13 protein-coding genes are annotated in these 15,491 nt (G+C 36.0%); 8 read left to right on the top strand and 5 right to left on the bottom strand.

The features are described from left to right. Positions 1 to 612: 612 nt before the first annotated feature. The gene (gene map / locus PSR14_RS28755) at positions 613 to 1,407 is read right to left on the bottom strand and encodes a type I methionyl aminopeptidase (RefSeq protein ID WP_002081265.1); all 795 of its coding nucleotides are present in this window, start codon (positions 1,405 to 1,407) and stop codon (positions 613 to 615) included. Between the two features lie 158 nt (positions 1,408 to 1,565). Between map and PSR14_RS28750 the strand changes: the two genes are divergently transcribed. Genes PSR14_RS28750 through PSR14_RS28735 form a run of 4 tightly spaced genes read left to right on the top strand, consistent with a single transcriptional unit; the run spans position 1,566 to position 4,929 of the window. Further along, on the top strand, positions 1,566 to 2,468 hold the full coding sequence (locus tag PSR14_RS28750) for an ABC transporter ATP-binding protein (RefSeq protein ID WP_098486897.1): 903 nt from the start codon (positions 1,566 to 1,568) through the stop codon (positions 2,466 to 2,468). Then, a complete protein-coding gene (locus PSR14_RS28745; protein ID WP_000646285.1) occupies positions 2,465 to 3,199 on the top strand; it encodes an ABC transporter permease in 735 nt (244 codons plus the stop codon). The genes PSR14_RS28750 and PSR14_RS28745 overlap by 4 nt, the downstream gene beginning before the upstream one ends. Beyond that, positions 3,200 to 4,330 (top strand): sensor histidine kinase, encoded by a 1,131-nt coding sequence (locus PSR14_RS28740; protein ID WP_098486898.1) that lies wholly within the window; start codon positions 3,200 to 3,202, stop codon positions 4,328 to 4,330. Next, positions 4,327 to 4,929 (top strand): response regulator transcription factor, encoded by a 603-nt coding sequence (locus PSR14_RS28735; RefSeq protein ID WP_000619261.1) that lies wholly within the window; start codon positions 4,327 to 4,329, stop codon positions 4,927 to 4,929. The genes PSR14_RS28740 and PSR14_RS28735 overlap by 4 nt, the downstream gene beginning before the upstream one ends. 12 nt (positions 4,930 to 4,941) lie before the next feature. Here the strand turns inward: PSR14_RS28735 and PSR14_RS28730 are convergent, their stop codons facing one another. After that, positions 4,942 to 5,265 carry a bacillolysin gene (locus PSR14_RS28730; RefSeq protein WP_033671088.1) on the bottom strand — a complete coding sequence of 108 codons (324 nt, stop codon included), beginning with the start codon at positions 5,263 to 5,265 and terminating at the stop codon, positions 4,942 to 4,944. A gap of 415 nt (positions 5,266 to 5,680) precedes the next feature. On the opposite strand from PSR14_RS28730, the gene plcR reads away from it, so the two are divergent. Together plcR and papR are read left to right on the top strand one after the other, a co-directional pair. Then, positions 5,681 to 6,538, top strand: a complete 858-nt coding sequence (gene plcR, locus PSR14_RS28725) for a transcriptional regulator PlcR (RefSeq protein ID WP_000542921.1) — start codon at positions 5,681 to 5,683, stop codon at positions 6,536 to 6,538. 88 nt (positions 6,539 to 6,626) lie between these two features. After that, entirely contained in the window at positions 6,627 to 6,773 is a 147-nt protein-coding gene (papR, locus tag PSR14_RS28720) for a quorum-sensing peptide PapR (RefSeq protein ID WP_000734741.1), read from the top strand. A 17-nt stretch (positions 6,774 to 6,790) separates the two neighbouring features. Here papR and PSR14_RS28715 read toward each other — a convergent pair whose 3' ends face one another. From PSR14_RS28715 to cls, 3 genes are all read right to left on the bottom strand, one after another. After that, positions 6,791 to 9,469 (bottom strand): DUF4084 domain-containing protein, encoded by a 2,679-nt coding sequence (locus PSR14_RS28715; RefSeq protein WP_002163455.1) that lies wholly within the window; start codon positions 9,467 to 9,469, stop codon positions 6,791 to 6,793. 128 nt (positions 9,470 to 9,597) lie between these two features. Beyond that, the gene (gene uvsE, locus PSR14_RS28710) at positions 9,598 to 10,551 is read right to left on the bottom strand and encodes a UV DNA damage repair endonuclease UvsE (protein ID WP_000605890.1); all 954 of its coding nucleotides are present in this window, start codon (positions 10,549 to 10,551) and stop codon (positions 9,598 to 9,600) included. 32 nt (positions 10,552 to 10,583) lie between these two features. Further along, positions 10,584 to 11,777 (bottom strand): cardiolipin synthase, encoded by a 1,194-nt coding sequence (gene cls / locus PSR14_RS28705; RefSeq protein ID WP_000465816.1) that lies wholly within the window; start codon positions 11,775 to 11,777, stop codon positions 10,584 to 10,586. 306 nt (positions 11,778 to 12,083) lie between these two features. Here cls and PSR14_RS28700 point away from each other — a divergent pair, with 306 nt between their 5' ends. Both PSR14_RS28700 and PSR14_RS28695 read left to right on the top strand, forming a co-directional pair. Next, positions 12,084 to 14,195 carry a (Fe-S)-binding protein gene (locus PSR14_RS28700; RefSeq protein WP_001086790.1) on the top strand — a complete coding sequence of 704 codons (2,112 nt, stop codon included), beginning with the start codon at positions 12,084 to 12,086 and terminating at the stop codon, positions 14,193 to 14,195. A 9-nt stretch (positions 14,196 to 14,204) separates the two neighbouring features. Beyond that, the gene (locus PSR14_RS28695; protein WP_001998670.1) at positions 14,205 to 15,488 is read left to right on the top strand and encodes an acetyl-CoA C-acetyltransferase; all 1,284 of its coding nucleotides are present in this window, start codon (positions 14,205 to 14,207) and stop codon (positions 15,486 to 15,488) included. Positions 15,489 to 15,491: the final 3 nt, after the last annotated feature.

The following is a 15,491-nucleotide window of genomic DNA, read 5'->3' as shown; positions in this document are numbered from 1 at the left end:
AAAAGTGTTCATATTGATGTCTTGTAACGTAAAACAAATGTATATTTTAATAATATAGGGAGTTAATATACAAATTTCGACAAAAAATGTCGAATGAAGTGCTGATAAGGAATGATATCAGACCTTTATAGAATGCGAGTTGTTATGTGGTTCTTTATAAAATAGGTACATACAAAAAATATGCAGTGAAATGCTTAAACTATTTTATAAGGATTTGTATTCTTGCAATGTGTAAAGAATCGTTATAAAGGTGAGTTTTACGATACATACTAACCAAAATAATGTATCTCATTGTAAAAAGTTCTTTCGTATTGAGGTAGTGATAACATGTAGCTTGAATTTGGTCAGAATGAAGAAAATATGTACTATCTAAAGGAGTATACAATTCGTAGATTAAAGTGAAGACAGCGTCTTATAATAAATAGAACGCATTACTTTAATCGATGCTGTTAAATAAAAAAAGAAGGTACTCCCTTGATTATCTTCTATAAGAGATAATCATCAAACCTTCGTTAAAAATTATATACGTAAATGAAAAAGAGTTCAACCGTATTGCTTCTTTTCAAAAAAGTATGTAAAAAGAACCGCTTCTTAGTAAGAAGCGGTTCTTTTTTATACTTCTGTTAAAATAATCGGTTCGCCACGTGTTACGACAACTGTATGTTCACATTGTGCAACAAGGCTTTTATCAGGTGTAACGAATGTCCAACCATCATCGCCACGTTCGATAATGTGATCAGCTTTCATAGAAATGAATGGCTCTACAGCGATAACAAGACCGTCTTTTAGAAGCGCATTATCCATTGGATCAAAATAGCTTAAAATGTGGTTTGGTGCTTCATGTAAGCTAAGACCAATACCGTGACCAGTTAAATTTTGAATAACATTGTATCCATTTTTATGTGCAAAGTTTGAAACGGCACGACCAATTTGGTTTTGTTTTGAACCAGCTTTCACCTTTTTCATTGCTGCCCAAAAGGCATCAACAGCTGCTTGGCAAAGCTTTTCTTTTGCTTCATCTTCTCCAAGTACAAATGAAATACCTGTATCTGCATAATAACCATCAAGTGCTGCAGATACGTCGACATTTACAAGGTCGCCTTCTTTTAATACACGATCACCTGGAATACCGTGAGCAACTTCTTCATTTACACTGATGCAAGTTACGCCAGGGAAATCATATTCTTTTTCAGGCGCAGAAATAGCACCATGCTCATCTAATACTTTTTTGCCAATCAAATCAAGCTCTTTCGTTGTCATACCTGGCTTCGCTTCTTTTTTCATTTCTTCACGTGCAAGCGCAACGATGCGGCCGATTTTTCGTAAGCCTTCTAAATCTTGTTCATTACGAATAATCATGAAAACCACTGTCCTTCCTCGAATATATATCTTACCCGATTGTATCATGTTTATTTTCGTCCTGCTACTCGCTTGCAGTATGGTGGATTGATTCCTCTCATAAAGAATACATGACAATTGTCATATCGATGTCATGACGCATCATACTGTTTCCTAAGTTTTCCAAGGAATACAATGTAAATATAAGAAACAGCGGGGGTGGAGAGATGGAAAAGATTATTGAAGTAAATAGTGTTTCTAAAACATTTAAACATAAAAAAGCAGTAAATAACGTTTCATTTCATGTGAATAAAGGAGAAATCGTAGCATTGCTTGGACCGAATGGTGCAGGGAAAACGACGACGATGTCGATGATGCTTGGATTAAAGGATCCAACGGAAGGAACGGTTTCTATATTCGGAAAGAGTCCAAAGCATAGAGATGTTCGTAATAGCCTCGGTGCGATGTTACAAGAAGTAAGTGTCATTGATAGCATTACAGTGGAAGAAGCAATTGAGTTATTCCGTAGCTATTATACGAATCCGGTAGCGAAAGAAACGTTACTACAGTTATCAAATTTAGAATCGGAGCGAAAGCAAAGATGTGAGAAATTATCAGGAGGTCAAAAGAGAAGGTTAAACTTTGCACTCGCACTTGCAGGAAATCCAGACTTGTTATTTTTAGATGAGCCGACAGTTGGAATGGATATTACGTCTCGAAGAACGTTTTGGGAAACGATTCGAAAGTTAGCAAGTGAAGGGAAAACAATTATTTTAACGACGCACTATTTAGAAGAAGCAGATGTATTGGCAAATCGTATTTTACTGTTTGCGAATGGAAAGATTATCGCAGACGGTACAACAGATGAGATGAAAGCAACGATTTCTCGAAAAACGATTTCGTTTTATTCGAAAGAAAAAATTCCTAAGAGTGTACTAAAGGAGTTGCCGAATGTAACAGAAGTACAGTCAAATGAAGGGCGTTTCATCTTAACAACTGAGGATACCGATGCAACTTTACAAGCAATTTATAAAAAGAATTTACCTGTAACAGACGTTTCCGTTGAACGTGGAAGGCTTGATGAAGCATTTGAACAGTTTGTCGCAAATCAGAAGGGAGAAATAGCATGAAAGCACTATGGATGCAATGCAAAATAGAAATTTTACGTACATTCCGTAATAAATTATTTATCTTTTTCTCATTATTAATGCCAGTTATGTTTTATTACATTTTCACAAACGTTATTCAAGTACCGCAAAACGGTGATGCATGGAAGGCGCATTATTTAATTTCAATGGCAACTTTCAGTATTGTAGGGACTGCGTTGTTTAGTTTCGGTGTAAGAATTTCTCAAGAAAAAGGGCAGGGATGGACACACCTTTTAAAAATTACGCCACTTCCAGAAGGTGCATATTTAACAGCAAAGATCATTGCTCAAACAGTAGTAAATGCTTTTTCAATATTAGTTATCTTTATTGCAGGGATATTAATTAATCATGTGGAGTTAACGGTAGGGCAGTGGATTGGTGCTGGATTATGGTTATTGTTAGGGGTAACACCATTTTTAGCATTAGGAACAGTAATAGGTTCTATTAAGAAGGCTGATGCAGCTGCTGGCTTAGCGAATATTTTAAATATGAGCTTAGCTGTAATTGGTGGGCTATGGATGCCGATTGAAGTATTTCCAAAAATATTGAGAACAATTGGTGAATGGACACCGACATATCATTTCGGAAGTGGTGCGTGGGACATTGTAGCTGGAAAATCAATTGGATGGGAAAATATCGCGGTACTAGGAGGTTATTTCCTTATATTTGTTGTAGTATCAATATATATAAGAAAAAGACAGGAAGCGGTATAAATGACAGAGAAGAAGAGGATTGAGATTTTTCCGAAACATATGGGATTCTTTCCGTATATGTGGCTCGTTTATTTGTTATTTCCAATTTATAATTTAACACAAGTATCGGGATGGAAGCTTGTAATAGGAAGCGGTATGTTGATAGTTTTCATGATCACATACCGTCAACTTTATTTTGTTCAGAAGACGTTCATTTTGTGGGCTTGTATTCAAATGATACTTACGCTTTTATTTGCTTTATTTTATAATCCCTTCATGATATTCTTTGGCTTTTTCACAGCAAGTGCAATGGGGTTTGCACCAAGTAAGAAAGTATTTCGGATATTACTATGTTTGTTAGTTGTAATGCTTGGAGTATTTGTATTTATAAATATGAATCAACTAACACTGACAAGTTTAGTAAATATCGTTCCGATGTTTATTTTAATGCTTCTTACACCATTTGGTATGCGCAATTTTAACCAGAAAAAGATGTTAAGAAATCAATTAAACGAAGCGAATGAGCAAATTAAGGACTTAGTAAAACGTGAAGAGAGGCAGCGTATTGCAAGGGATCTTCATGACACGCTCGGGCATACGCTATCTCTTATTACGTTGAAAAGTCAGCTTGTTGAAAAGCTAATCGTCAAAAATCCAGAGCGCGCAAGTACGGAAGCGAAGGAGATTACACAAACATCTCGAACTGCTTTAAAACAGCTAAGGGAATTAATTTCTGATATGCGCATGATTACGGTAGAAGAAGAGCTTGAGCAAATAAAAGCGATCTTACAAGCTGCTAATATTGAATTAGAGATCAAACAAGAAACGAGTGCAAGTTCGCTATCACCCATTGAACAAAATATTTTAGGAATGTGTTTACGTGAAGCTGTTACGAATGTTGTAAAGCATAGTAAGGCGACGCGGTGCATAGTTTCTGTACGAGAATTACAAGGTGAATTGATTTTGACAGTAGAAGATAACGGAATTGGTTTAGCGGATCAAAATCACGATGGGAATGGTATTCGTGGTATGAAGGAGCGAATCGCTCTTATTGATGGATTTGTTGAACTGGGTACGATTAATCCAGGAACACTATTAACAGTAAAAGTTCCAGTTGTTATTAGAACAGGAAAAGATGAGGTGAAGGCATGATTCGAATTATTATTGCAGAAGATCAGCGAATGCTTCGTGGTGCGTTAGGAGCCCTACTCGATCTAGAAGATGATATTGAAGTAATTGGGCAGGCTGCAAACGGGGAAGAGGCGCTAAAACTAATTGAATCGTTAAAGCCTGATGTAAGCATTATGGATATTGAAATGCCAATTCAAAGTGGATTAGATGTTGCGGAAACGTTAAAGAAAGAAAATTCAGCGTGCAAGGTAATGATTTTAACGACATTTGCGCGTCCTGGATATTTTGAACGAGCAATGAAAGCTGGTGTGCACGGATATTTATTAAAAGATAGCCCAAGCGAGGATTTAGCTGCATCGATTCGCAACGTAATGAAAGGTAAACGAGAGATTTCTCAAGATTTAATGTTCGGCTTATGGCAGGAGCAAAATCCGTTATCAGATCGTGAAAAAGAAGTATTGCTACTTGCGAAAGAGGGAAAGACGGCAAATGAAATCGCAAAGGCACTTTATCTTTCGCCAGGTACAGTACGTAATTATATTTCTGAAGTATTAACGAAGCTTGATGCGAAAAATAGAATTGAGGCAATTACAATTGCGGAAGAAAAGGGATGGATATGAAAAGAAGTTTACCTATGAATGGTAAACTTCTTTTTTCTTATAAACAAGTATTTCAATAGAGAGTTTCGTCACAGTCGCATCGCTCAGGATTTGAAGTATATCGTGTAATTTAGATTTTACTTCATTTTTCGACAAAAAATTTGTTATAGTAAGATTAGGTTGTTGATCTAAGTTTTGGACAACTTTACCACTAATAGTTGTGATTACTCCATTTTTATCTACTTTTACAATGAGATCTTGGCCATATACTTTATAGTTTTTATATGTTTGTGCAAGGCGAGCTTCGGTTTGATTTTCTTTTGTTGCTTTATTTGTAGGTTGGGAATCGATATTCATTTCAGTTGTCATTCACTTTTGTTGAGCTTCTGCCTCATTTATCTCACCTTTTAAATACTTTTTCAGTATGTTTTTTTCGTATCATTTTGAGGTTGTGTAATTTTTTAAGCGTTAAATTAGGCTAAGTAATTTCAAATTTTACTTCATTTCTGTCTAATTCTTGGGTGTGAATAACTTCTGCTACTGCTAATAAAGGAAAAAGAAGACCGAATGTAACGAAGGCACGGACGAATCTTCTATAATTTATTTATAAAACTACTAATCTATTATTATATGTGAGACGAATTGTATGAAGAATTTGCCGAATTTTATATATATTATGCATTATTTCATGTCAAAAATTGTCGAACTCACATTATTGTAGTGGTATGACAACTTAACAAATTATATTGTTATAATGGGATGGTGAGTAAGTATGCACGCAGAAAAATTAGGAAGTGAAATTAAGAAAATTAGGGTAATGCGGGGATTAACACAAAAACAGTTATCCGAGAACATATGTCATCAATCGGAAGTGAGCCGAATTGAATCAGGCGCAGTATACCCAAGTATGGATATATTGCAAGGTATTGCAGCAAAGTTACAAGTTCCCATTATTCATTTTTATGAGGTACTCATTTATTCAGATATTGAGAGAAAAAAGCAGTTTAAAGATCAAGTCATTACGCTATGTAAGCAAAAAAAATATAAAGAGATTTATAATAGAGTATGGAATGAGCTGAAAAAGGAAGAATATCATCCCGAATTCCAGCAGTTTCTTCAATGGCAATATCATGTAGCAGCTTACATGTTGAAGAAAATTGATTACGAATATTGTATTTTAGAATTGAAAAAATTGTTAAACCAACAACTAGCTGGAATAGATGTATACCAAAACCTCTATATAGAAAATGCAATCGCAAATATTTATGCTGAAAATGGCTATTTTAAGAAGAGTATTGAGTTATTTGAAGGTATATTGAAACAATTAGAGTCATTGCATGATAATGAAGAATTCGACGTGAAGGTAAGATATAATCATGCAAAAGCACTATACTTAGATAATCAATATGAACAAGCCTTATATCAAGTGAATAAGGCGATTGAAATATCTTGCCGAATTAATAGTATGGCATTAATTGGGCAGCTGTACTATCAAAGAGGTGAATGTCTAGAAAGGTTGGAGTATGATGAGGCAGAGATTGAAGATACATATAAGAAAGCAAGTTTCTTTTTTGATATATTAGAAATGCATGCATATAAAGAGGCAATCGTAAATAAAATCAATGAATGAATAACCCTAAAAAATGGATATGCATAATTGCATACGGCATGGATAAACTTTCATGATATATTAAAAGAAAAAATGTGGGTGATGGAATATGAAAAAATTACTTATTGGTAGTTTATTAACGTTAGCAATGGCATGGGGTATTTCATTAACAGATACAGCTTTAGAGAAAAGCCAAGTAATTTCTCATAATGATCAAGAGGTACAATTAGCTTCGGACCTACCTTTTGAATATTAAAAAAACAACCGTCTTACTTAGACGGTTGTTTTTTTGTGGAGTAACCTCCAAACGTCTTTACTAGAAACGGGCTTGCTAATAAAGAATCCTTGAATGTGGTCACAGTTTTGCTCATATAAAAACTTCCATTGTTCTTCGGTTTCTACACCTTCTGCGATAACTTCTAAATTTAGTTCTTTTGATAGTGTAATAATGGAAGAAATAATCGCTTCCTCTAAAGGACTAGTTGTAATTCCGCAAATAAATTCTCGAGCAATTTTTAATGTGTTAATTGGATATTTTGTTAAATAAGCTAAAGAACTATAACCAGTTCCAAAGTCATCAATTGAAATTTGAATACCGAGATTTTGAAGTTGTTCTAGTTTTGCAACTACAGATTGATTTTGGTTAATGGCGATACTTTCTGTAATTTCGATATCTAGTGCTTCTGGTTGTAACTCTGTTTCTTCTAAAACTTTTGAAATAGTTGGGATTAAATCTGCATGATTAAATTGAACTACAGATAAATTTACACCGACTTTTAAGTGAGAGAAACCTTGATTATGCCATCTTTTCGCTTCTAAGCAAGCAGTACGTAAAATCCAATTTCCAAGTTCAATAATGAATCCAGTTTCCTCTGCTAGAGGGATAAATTGGGCTGGGGATACGATACCGAGCTTTGGATGTTTCCAACGAATTAATGCTTCAAAACCAATAACTTGTTTTGTTTTTGTGCTTACTTGTGGCTGGTATTCAAGGAAAAATTCATTTTGTTGTAATGCTTTTGAAAGTTCTCCTTCTAAGAAGTTACTCTCATTTTGAGCGATACTCATTTCTTTTGAGAAGAAAACAAATCGGTTTTTTCCATTTGCTTTCGCGCGATACATAGCCATATCAGCATTTTTCATTAATGCTGTTACATCAGTTCCACAATCAGGGTACATTGCAATTCCGATACTTGGTGTAATAGACAGTTCTTCATCTTTAATGAAGAATGGCTTGTTTAAAATATTTAAAATCTGTTCAGCTATAAAGGCCGCACTTTTTTCTGAGTACATATCTGGTAATAGAATTGTAAACTCATCTCCGCCTTGGCGAGCAACGACATCTTTTGAACGTAGGCAACTGCGTAATCGTTTTGCTACTTCAATTAATAACAAGTCTCCGACGTCATGACCGAGTCTATCGTTAATTTTTTTGAATCGATCTAAATCAAGAAATATGACGGCAACATCATTTGCGCTAGCCTGAGCGGTATTTAAAATGTTTTTTAAATCTTTTTCAAACTTACGGCGATTTGGTAATCCGGTAAGTGCATCATGAAAGGCTAAATGTTCTACTTGTTTTTGTTTTTCATATAAAGTTGTAATATCACGTGCTATGCCAAACATCCCGACAACTTCCTTGTTTATGAAAGTAGGGATGAGTGTAATGTGAAGGTAATAGTAGTAACCTTCTTTTTCCTTTGTGCGAACTTCTAAAGTTTGTGGTCTACCTTCTTTCGTTAGTTGTAAAGCTTTCTTTAGTAAATCATGGTCTTTTGAGTCAATAAAGTGTAAAAGGGAATAGCTTTCTACTTCACAATAGTAGGCAGTAAATAAGCTTTCGCAAGCTGTATTAGACTGCTGGAAAATACCATACATATTTAAAGAGAAAACAGCATCCGGGTGATCTTCGAATAAAGATTTATAACGTTGTTCACTTTTTGATAAAGCAGATGCACCTTCTTCTACTTTATCTTCTAGTTGTGTAGTCAACTGCTCGTATGTATCGATTAGTGCCTGATTATCTTTCCACATATAAAGTTGTCGTAAGAATAATAAGATAAGAGATAATACTAGACCGATCAACATGAACTTATCATCCCAAGGTTGAAAGATAATAAAAGAAAAAGTAATGATTATACTAAAATAAGGTAATATAAAGCGCACATAATCAAACCGATAATATTTTGTTTTCGTTTCATGCTGTATTGGTTTATCTAAAATATATAGTATGGATGACAAACCAATTAATAAAATCGAAGCAGTATGTATTAAGTAAGAGACTTCAGAAGAAGGTTTTATCCCTGCGTTTAATTGAAACAGGTGTATATATCCGTACACGAGTATAATAGTAAAGCCAATAATTAATGAAATTCTGCTAGAAGAATATTCTTCTCTTCTATATAGACTAATTACGGCGTAGATTACTAATGATTGTGCAATAAAATATCCAATTAAAACCCAGGTATCTGTTGTTAACATACGAAAGCTTGAAATGTCCAAAATAAAAGTTAAGGTAAAATAAATATTCATAATAACGATAAAGATGCTATCGAATGAAAATTGAGCTAGTCCTCTAATAGAATAATGTTTTATGAACTTTATAGCAAAGCCAGAAAAGAGCAAAATATATTGTACGATAAAAAAGGGCAATGCCTTATACGAGAATATGACTTGGTCATATATAGAAAGTGAATGAAGAAATAGAGTTATCTCCATTGTCAATCCACATAGGCAAGTGCATAGTACTAAAACCCAAAATAATTTGTCACCGCGCTTCATTTTCTTAATTGCTTTATATAGGCAATAGCAAGAAAAGAGTGTAGCGAAAAAAAATAAGAAGAGAATTCCAATTTCTTTTATATTTAAGTCCTTAGGGATAAGAAATATCCAAAGAGAAAATATAATTATGTACATCGTGACAAAGTGTACGTATTTTTTTTGATTAATCATATTATGACTCCGTTTCAATAAAGTTGAATCACAGGTGGAAAATGCTAATTCCAATCATAGCATATAAAATAGGGTGTTTTTTATTAAAAAAATTACTTTTTTTGAAAAAAATAGCTCAACATTACAATTTACCATTGTAATGTTGAGCTACTTATTCTTTTTACCCCTCTTATAGAGGATAATTCATGTATGAATTGCAGCATCGCTAAATCTTTCTGTTTACTTTCAATCATAATATCGAAATTATGATTGATTTTTTTTGCAACGTGTAAGAAAGGTTTAATAAACTCTAAATCAATATATTCCGCGTGAGCCCTAAATTCTTTTTTTGATTTAGGAGAGGAAATGTGAACTTTAGGAACGATATTTGTATGTGACCAAGTTTCAAAAATTGCAGGAAGTAACTCTTCTAACGGTTCTTCGCAAAGATTTGCCATGTGATGGTGATAATCAAATACGAATGGGATCTTTTCTTTTTGGCAAATAGATAAAGTTTCAGCAGTTGTATATGTTTTATCATCATTTTCAAGTGTCATTTGCCTCTTTATATGTGCAGGAAGTTTTTTTATGTTGTCATGGAAACGTTCAACCGCTTTTTCTTTATTTCCGTAGGCACCACCTACATGGATGTTAATATAAGAAGAATCTGCAATGCCTATTGCATCTAATACTTTATAATGATAGGTCATATCTGTAATAGCGTTAGTCGTAATGTGTGGTTTGTCGCTTGTAAATAGTGTAAATTGATTCGGATGAAAACTTACTCGTAAATTATGTTCTTTAATTAATGCCCCAATTGTACGCCAAAGCGGTGTGAACAATCCGATGTAATCAAACTCGACTTCGGGATGTGTTGCAAGTGGGACGATGGAAGAAGATAAGCGATATAATGGAATTTCATGCGCTATATTGTAATGAAGAATACGTATTGTATGCTCAAGATTCTGCCGCGTAACATCGTATAATTTATCTTCTCGTTCTTGTTTACTAAGCTTTTGAAAGCTTGTAAATGTCATCGTTTTAGCCGGAGAACAGTCCCAGAGTGCCATTGCATGTGAGACATATCCGAAACGCATAATCATAATGAATACATCTCCTTTATGCATTATCTTTCCTATAGGAAGAAAGCAAGTATTGTTCCTATCCATTCTTTGCCTCTATTAATGAGAGAATTCGGACTAACATCTTTCAAGGAAAGTAATGACGCATTTTCTAGATCTTCGTGGAATTTATTTTTTACTGTTTGTATAAAATGTTCATCATATAAAAGGCAGTTGATTTCATGGTTAATATATAAACTTCTCATATCAAAGTTTGCAGTTCCGATATCACAGATATAGTCATCAACTATAATAACTTTAGCGTGAAAAAAACCTTGTTGAAATGCGTAAATATTACAGCCAGCTTGTATTAACTTTCGGCAATATGGGAATTTTGCTTCTCGAACAAGGGGGTGATCCGCTTTTTCTGGAACGAGAATCGTGATTTGAACCCCGCGTTTTCGTGCTTCTAATAATGCGTTCATAATTTTTCTTCCAGGAATGAAATAGGGTGTACCGATAAAGAGTTCCTTTTTTGCACCTTCAATTAAATGTAAAAAAGTATGTTGTAAATAGGCACCATCAGTTGGAATAAATTGATGTTCGATAGTACCGGGTTGCTGTTTCGGAAAATAAAGAGAAGCGTCCAATAAATTTTGGTTTGTATCATCAAACCAGTCATGTAAAAATTGCTTTTGTAAATCTTGTACTCCTTCGCCTGTAAGACGTAAATGATAGTCCCTCCATAATCCTAACCGCTCATTATGTCCCAAATACTCTTCACCAATATTAAATCCCCCAATGTAACCAATTTTCCCGTCGATAACTGTAATTTTTCTATGGTTTCTTTGATTTGCAGAAAAGAAAGGAAAAGGAAACTTTACTTTGTGACAAAATGAAAAAGAGACACCATGTTTTTGTAGGGAGCGAACGGCCTCGTTTGATAAATGATGGCCCCCCAATCGATCGAGTAGAAGTCTTACTTCAATTCCTTCCTTTGCCTTATCAATAAGTAACTTTAAAAATTCCCGGCTGATTGTATCGTTTTTTACAATGAAAAACAAAACGTGCACATGGTGTTTCGCCTGTTTTATATCAGTAAATAGAGCGTCATACAAATCTTTTCCGTATGTATAAAGGTGAAAATCACTTTGACGTAAAGGGAAAGAACGAGAACGTACACGCCTTAAATGAACAATTCTCCCATAAGAAAGATCAATTACAATCCAGAGAGCAATACCTATTAATAAGAGAGATAAGAAGAACATGAGTAAATTCCCTCCTTCACGGTCTTTTCACCATTTGTTTTTTATAAATCAAACATTCATTTTATTCGGTTATTTGTGGGCTAATAATTAGTAGGGAGTAAATAACTTCTAATGATTAAAGTTTCACTTTATAGTTTCACCGAAATAAACAGCTTTATTAAAAAATATGTTGTTGTATAACAAAAAACTGTTGACTGAATGCTCACTCATTATATAATGAAGGTAGGGGATAAAATTCAGAAAATTATATGTTTTTGAAGATTCTAAAAAAGAAAGAGGGCTTACAAAGAGAGGGGTAGCATAAAAATGAATAGCTTACTGATCATGAATTGGCTGGCTGCCATTGCTGTTATTGCTTATGCGGGATATTTGTTTGTGTATCTTATACGAACGAGGATGGCCTACATACAGTTAGGAAAAAAGATTGAATTTGACCGTCGTTTTAAAGAGCGTTGGGATCTCCTTAAGGTCAATGTTTTCGGTCAGAAAAAGCTGCTGAAAGATAAAAAGAGCGGCATTATTCACGTTATGTTCTTTTACGGATTTATTCTTGTCCAATTTGGAGCAATTGACTTCGTTTGGAAAGGACTCGCACCAGGATCACATCTTCCACTTGGACCACTATACCCTGCATTTACATTCTTCCAGGAAATTGTCACACTTGTTATTTTAATTGCAGTCTTTTGGGCTTTTCATCGACGTTATGTTGAGAAGCTAGTTCGTTTAAAACGTAATTTCAAATCAGGCCTTGTTCTTATCTTTATCGGTGGCTTAATGATTTCTGTGCTACTCGGTAATGGGATGGGAATTATATGGCATGGCGAGGAGCTTTCATGGAGTGAGCCAATCGCTTCTGCAATCGCTTACGTTTTCTCAGGGATAAATGAAACCGTAGCCATTTCTGTGTTCTATTTCTCTTGGTGGGTGCATTTACTAATTTTGTTAACATTTTTAGTTTATGTTCCACAATCGAAACACGCGCATTTAATTGCGGGACCAGCTAACGTTTTCTTCGGCCGTCTTTCAAATCCAGGGAAACTTGAAAAGATTGACTTTGAAGATGAAACACAAGAAACATTTGGTGTTGGTAAAATCGAAGATTTTAGACAAAATCAGCTTATTGACTTATACGCTTGCGTAGAGTGTGGTCGTTGTACAAATATGTGTCCGGCAACAGGAACAGGTAAAATGTTATCGCCGATGGATTTAATTTTAAAACTTCGCGATCATTTAACTGATAAAGGAGCTGCAGTGACATCAAAAGCACCGTGGGTTCCAGTAGTTGCTTTTAATAATACACAAGGAAATCAGTTAGCGATGATGGCAGCTGGAAAAGGGCAACAAGAATCAGCGGCTGCAACACTCGCTTACGATCCGAGTTTAATCGGAGATGTTATTACAGAAGAAGAGATTTGGGCTTGTACAACGTGTCGTAACTGTGAGGATCAGTGTCCGGTTATGAATGAGCACGTTGATAAAATTATTGATTTACGCCGCTATCTCGTTTTAACAGAAGGAAAGATGGATGCGGAAGCACAGCGTGCGATGACAAATATCGAGCGTCAGGGGAATCCGTGGGGTCTAAACCGTAAAGAGCGTGAAACTTGGCGCCAAGGTGATGATGAAGTAACGGTTCCAACTGTAAAAGAAAAATCGAAAGCTGGTGAGGAGTTCGAATATTTATTCTGGGTTGGTTCAATGGGATCATATGATAATCGTAGTCAGAAGATTGCGATATCGTTTGCGAAGTTGATGAACGAAGCAGGCATTTCATTTGCGATACTCGGTAATAAGGAAAAGAACTCTGGAGATACACCGCGCCGCCTTGGAAATGAATTTGTCTTCCAAGAGATGGCGACAAAAAATATCGAGGAATTTGAAAAAGCAGGAGTGAAGAAAATCGTTACGATTGACCCTCATGCTTATAACACATTTAAAAATGAGTATCCGGACTTTGGCTTGCAAGCAGAAGTCTATCATCATACAGAACTGTTAGCTCAGTGGGTGAAAGAAGGACGCTTAAAACCGGTTCACGCTATTGAGGAAACAGTTACGTACCATGATTCCTGCTACTTAGGAAGATACAACGAAGTATACGAAGCCCCGCGTGACATTTTGAAAGCGATTCCTGGTGTGAATCTTGTAGAAATGGCACGTAACCGTGAAACGGGAATGTGCTGTGGAGCAGGTGGTGGCTTAATGTGGATGGAGGAAACAACAGGTTCACGCATTAACGTTGCTCGTACAGAACAAGCATTAGCTGTACAGCCATCCATTATCGGTACAGGATGTCCGTATTGCTTAACGATGATTAGTGATGGGACGAAAGCGAAAGAAGTTGAAGAGAAAGTTCAAACTCTCGATGTAACAGAGATTTTAGAACGCTCAGTGATTGGACAGAAGAAAGAAGCAATCTAGTTTGTAGGAATGCATACAACTTTAGAAAGAGGTGCAATGATTGCACCTCTTCTCAACGTAGGGATACCGAGCGAGCGCTCAGTGTTAAAAAATGAAATGGGGGAAAGAAACATGAGTAAAACAGTTATTTTAAGTGCTGCAAGAACACCAGTTGGAAAATTTGGAGGATCTTTAAAAGATGTAAAAGCAACAGAACTTGGAGGGATTGCAATTAAAGCGGCGCTTGAAAGAGCAAATGTTTCTGCTAGTGATGTTGAGGAAGTTATATTCGGAACGGTTATTCAAGGTGGGCAGGGGCAAATTCCATCGCGCCAAGCGGCGAGGGCTGCTGGAATCCCTTGGGAAGTGCAGACGGAAACAGTGAATAAAGTTTGTGCATCGGGGCTTCGTGCGGTTACGTTAGCGGATCAAATTATTCGTACTGGCGATCAATCATTGATTGTAGCTGGTGGTATGGAGTCGATGAGTAACAGTCCTTACATTTTACGAGGAGCAAGATGGGGATATAGAATGGGCAACAACGAAGTCGTTGATTTAAACGTTGCTGACGGTTTAACATGCGCATTTTCAGGTATACACATGGGTGTTTATGGCGGAGAAGTTGCGAAGGAAGATGGAATTTCTCGCGAAGCGCAAGATGAATGGGCATATCGTAGCCACCAGCGTGCGGTTTCAGCACATAATGAAGGACGTTTTGAAGAGGAAATCGTGCCAGTAACGATTCCGCAAAGAAAAGGCGATCCTATTGTCGTTGCAAAGGATGAGGCGCCACGCGCGGATACAACAATTGAAAAGTTAGCAAAATTAAAACCTGTATTTGATAAAACAGCGACAGTGACAGCTGGTAATGCACCAGGCTTAAACGATGGTGGTGCTGCACTTGTATTAATGAGCGAAGACAGAGCGAAGCAAGAAGGAAGAAAGCCGTTAGCGACAATTTTGGCACATACAGCAATTGCAGTGGAGTCTAAAGATTTCCCGAGAACGCCAGGTTATGCAATTAACGCATTGCTTGAAAAAACAGGCAAGACAATTGAAGACATCGATTTATTCGAGATTAATGAAGCATTTGCAGCAGTAGCAATTGCAAGTACAGAAATCGCAGGAATTGACCCAGAAAAATTGAATGTAAATGGCGGCGCAGTAGCGATGGGACATCCGATTGGAGCAAGCGGAGCGCGCATTATCGTTACACTAATCCATGCACTTAAGCAACGCGGCGGTGGAATTGGAATTGCTTCGATTTGTAGTGGTGGCGGTCAAGGCGATGCAGTGATGATTGAAGTTCACTAATTA

It is taken from the genome of Bacillus sp. A01H (assembly GCF_045277205.1).
In the GTDB taxonomy this organism is placed as follows: Bacteria; Bacillota; Bacilli; order Bacillales; family Bacillaceae_G; genus Bacillus_A; species Bacillus_A paranthracis.
Note: the sequence above shows the minus strand (reverse complement) of the source record. Positions and strands in the feature narration are given on the sequence as shown.

Bases quoted from the DNA above. Each gene is read 5' to 3' on its own strand.
- PSR14_RS28715 (WP_002163455.1), bottom strand. From the start codon at position 9,469: ATGATTAATCAAAAAAAATACGTACACTTTGTCACGATGTACATAATT.
- map (WP_002081265.1), bottom strand. From the start codon at position 1,407: ATGATACAATCGGGTAAGATATATATTCGAGGAAGGACAGTGGTTTTC.
- PSR14_RS28695 (WP_001998670.1), top strand. From the start codon at position 14,205: ATGCATACAACTTTAGAAAGAGGTGCAATGATTGCACCTCTTCTCAAC.
- PSR14_RS28735 (WP_000619261.1), top strand. From the start codon at position 4,327: ATGATTCGAATTATTATTGCAGAAGATCAGCGAATGCTTCGTGGTGCG.
- PSR14_RS28745 (WP_000646285.1), top strand. From the start codon at position 2,465: ATGAAAGCACTATGGATGCAATGCAAAATAGAAATTTTACGTACATTC.
- papR (WP_000734741.1), top strand. From the start codon at position 6,627: ATGAAAAAATTACTTATTGGTAGTTTATTAACGTTAGCAATGGCATGG.
- cls (WP_000465816.1), bottom strand. From the start codon at position 11,777: ATGTTCTTCTTATCTCTCTTATTAATAGGTATTGCTCTCTGGATTGTA.
- uvsE (WP_000605890.1), bottom strand. From the start codon at position 10,551: ATGATTATGCGTTTCGGATATGTCTCACATGCAATGGCACTCTGGGAC.
- PSR14_RS28740 (WP_098486898.1), top strand. From the start codon at position 3,200: ATGACAGAGAAGAAGAGGATTGAGATTTTTCCGAAACATATGGGATTC.
- PSR14_RS28700 (WP_001086790.1), top strand. From the start codon at position 12,084: ATGAATAGCTTACTGATCATGAATTGGCTGGCTGCCATTGCTGTTATT.
- PSR14_RS28750 (WP_098486897.1), top strand. From the start codon at position 1,566: ATGGAAAAGATTATTGAAGTAAATAGTGTTTCTAAAACATTTAAACAT.
- plcR (WP_000542921.1), top strand. From the start codon at position 5,681: ATGCACGCAGAAAAATTAGGAAGTGAAATTAAGAAAATTAGGGTAATG.
- PSR14_RS28730 (WP_033671088.1), bottom strand. From the start codon at position 5,265: ATGAATATCGATTCCCAACCTACAAATAAAGCAACAAAAGAAAATCAA.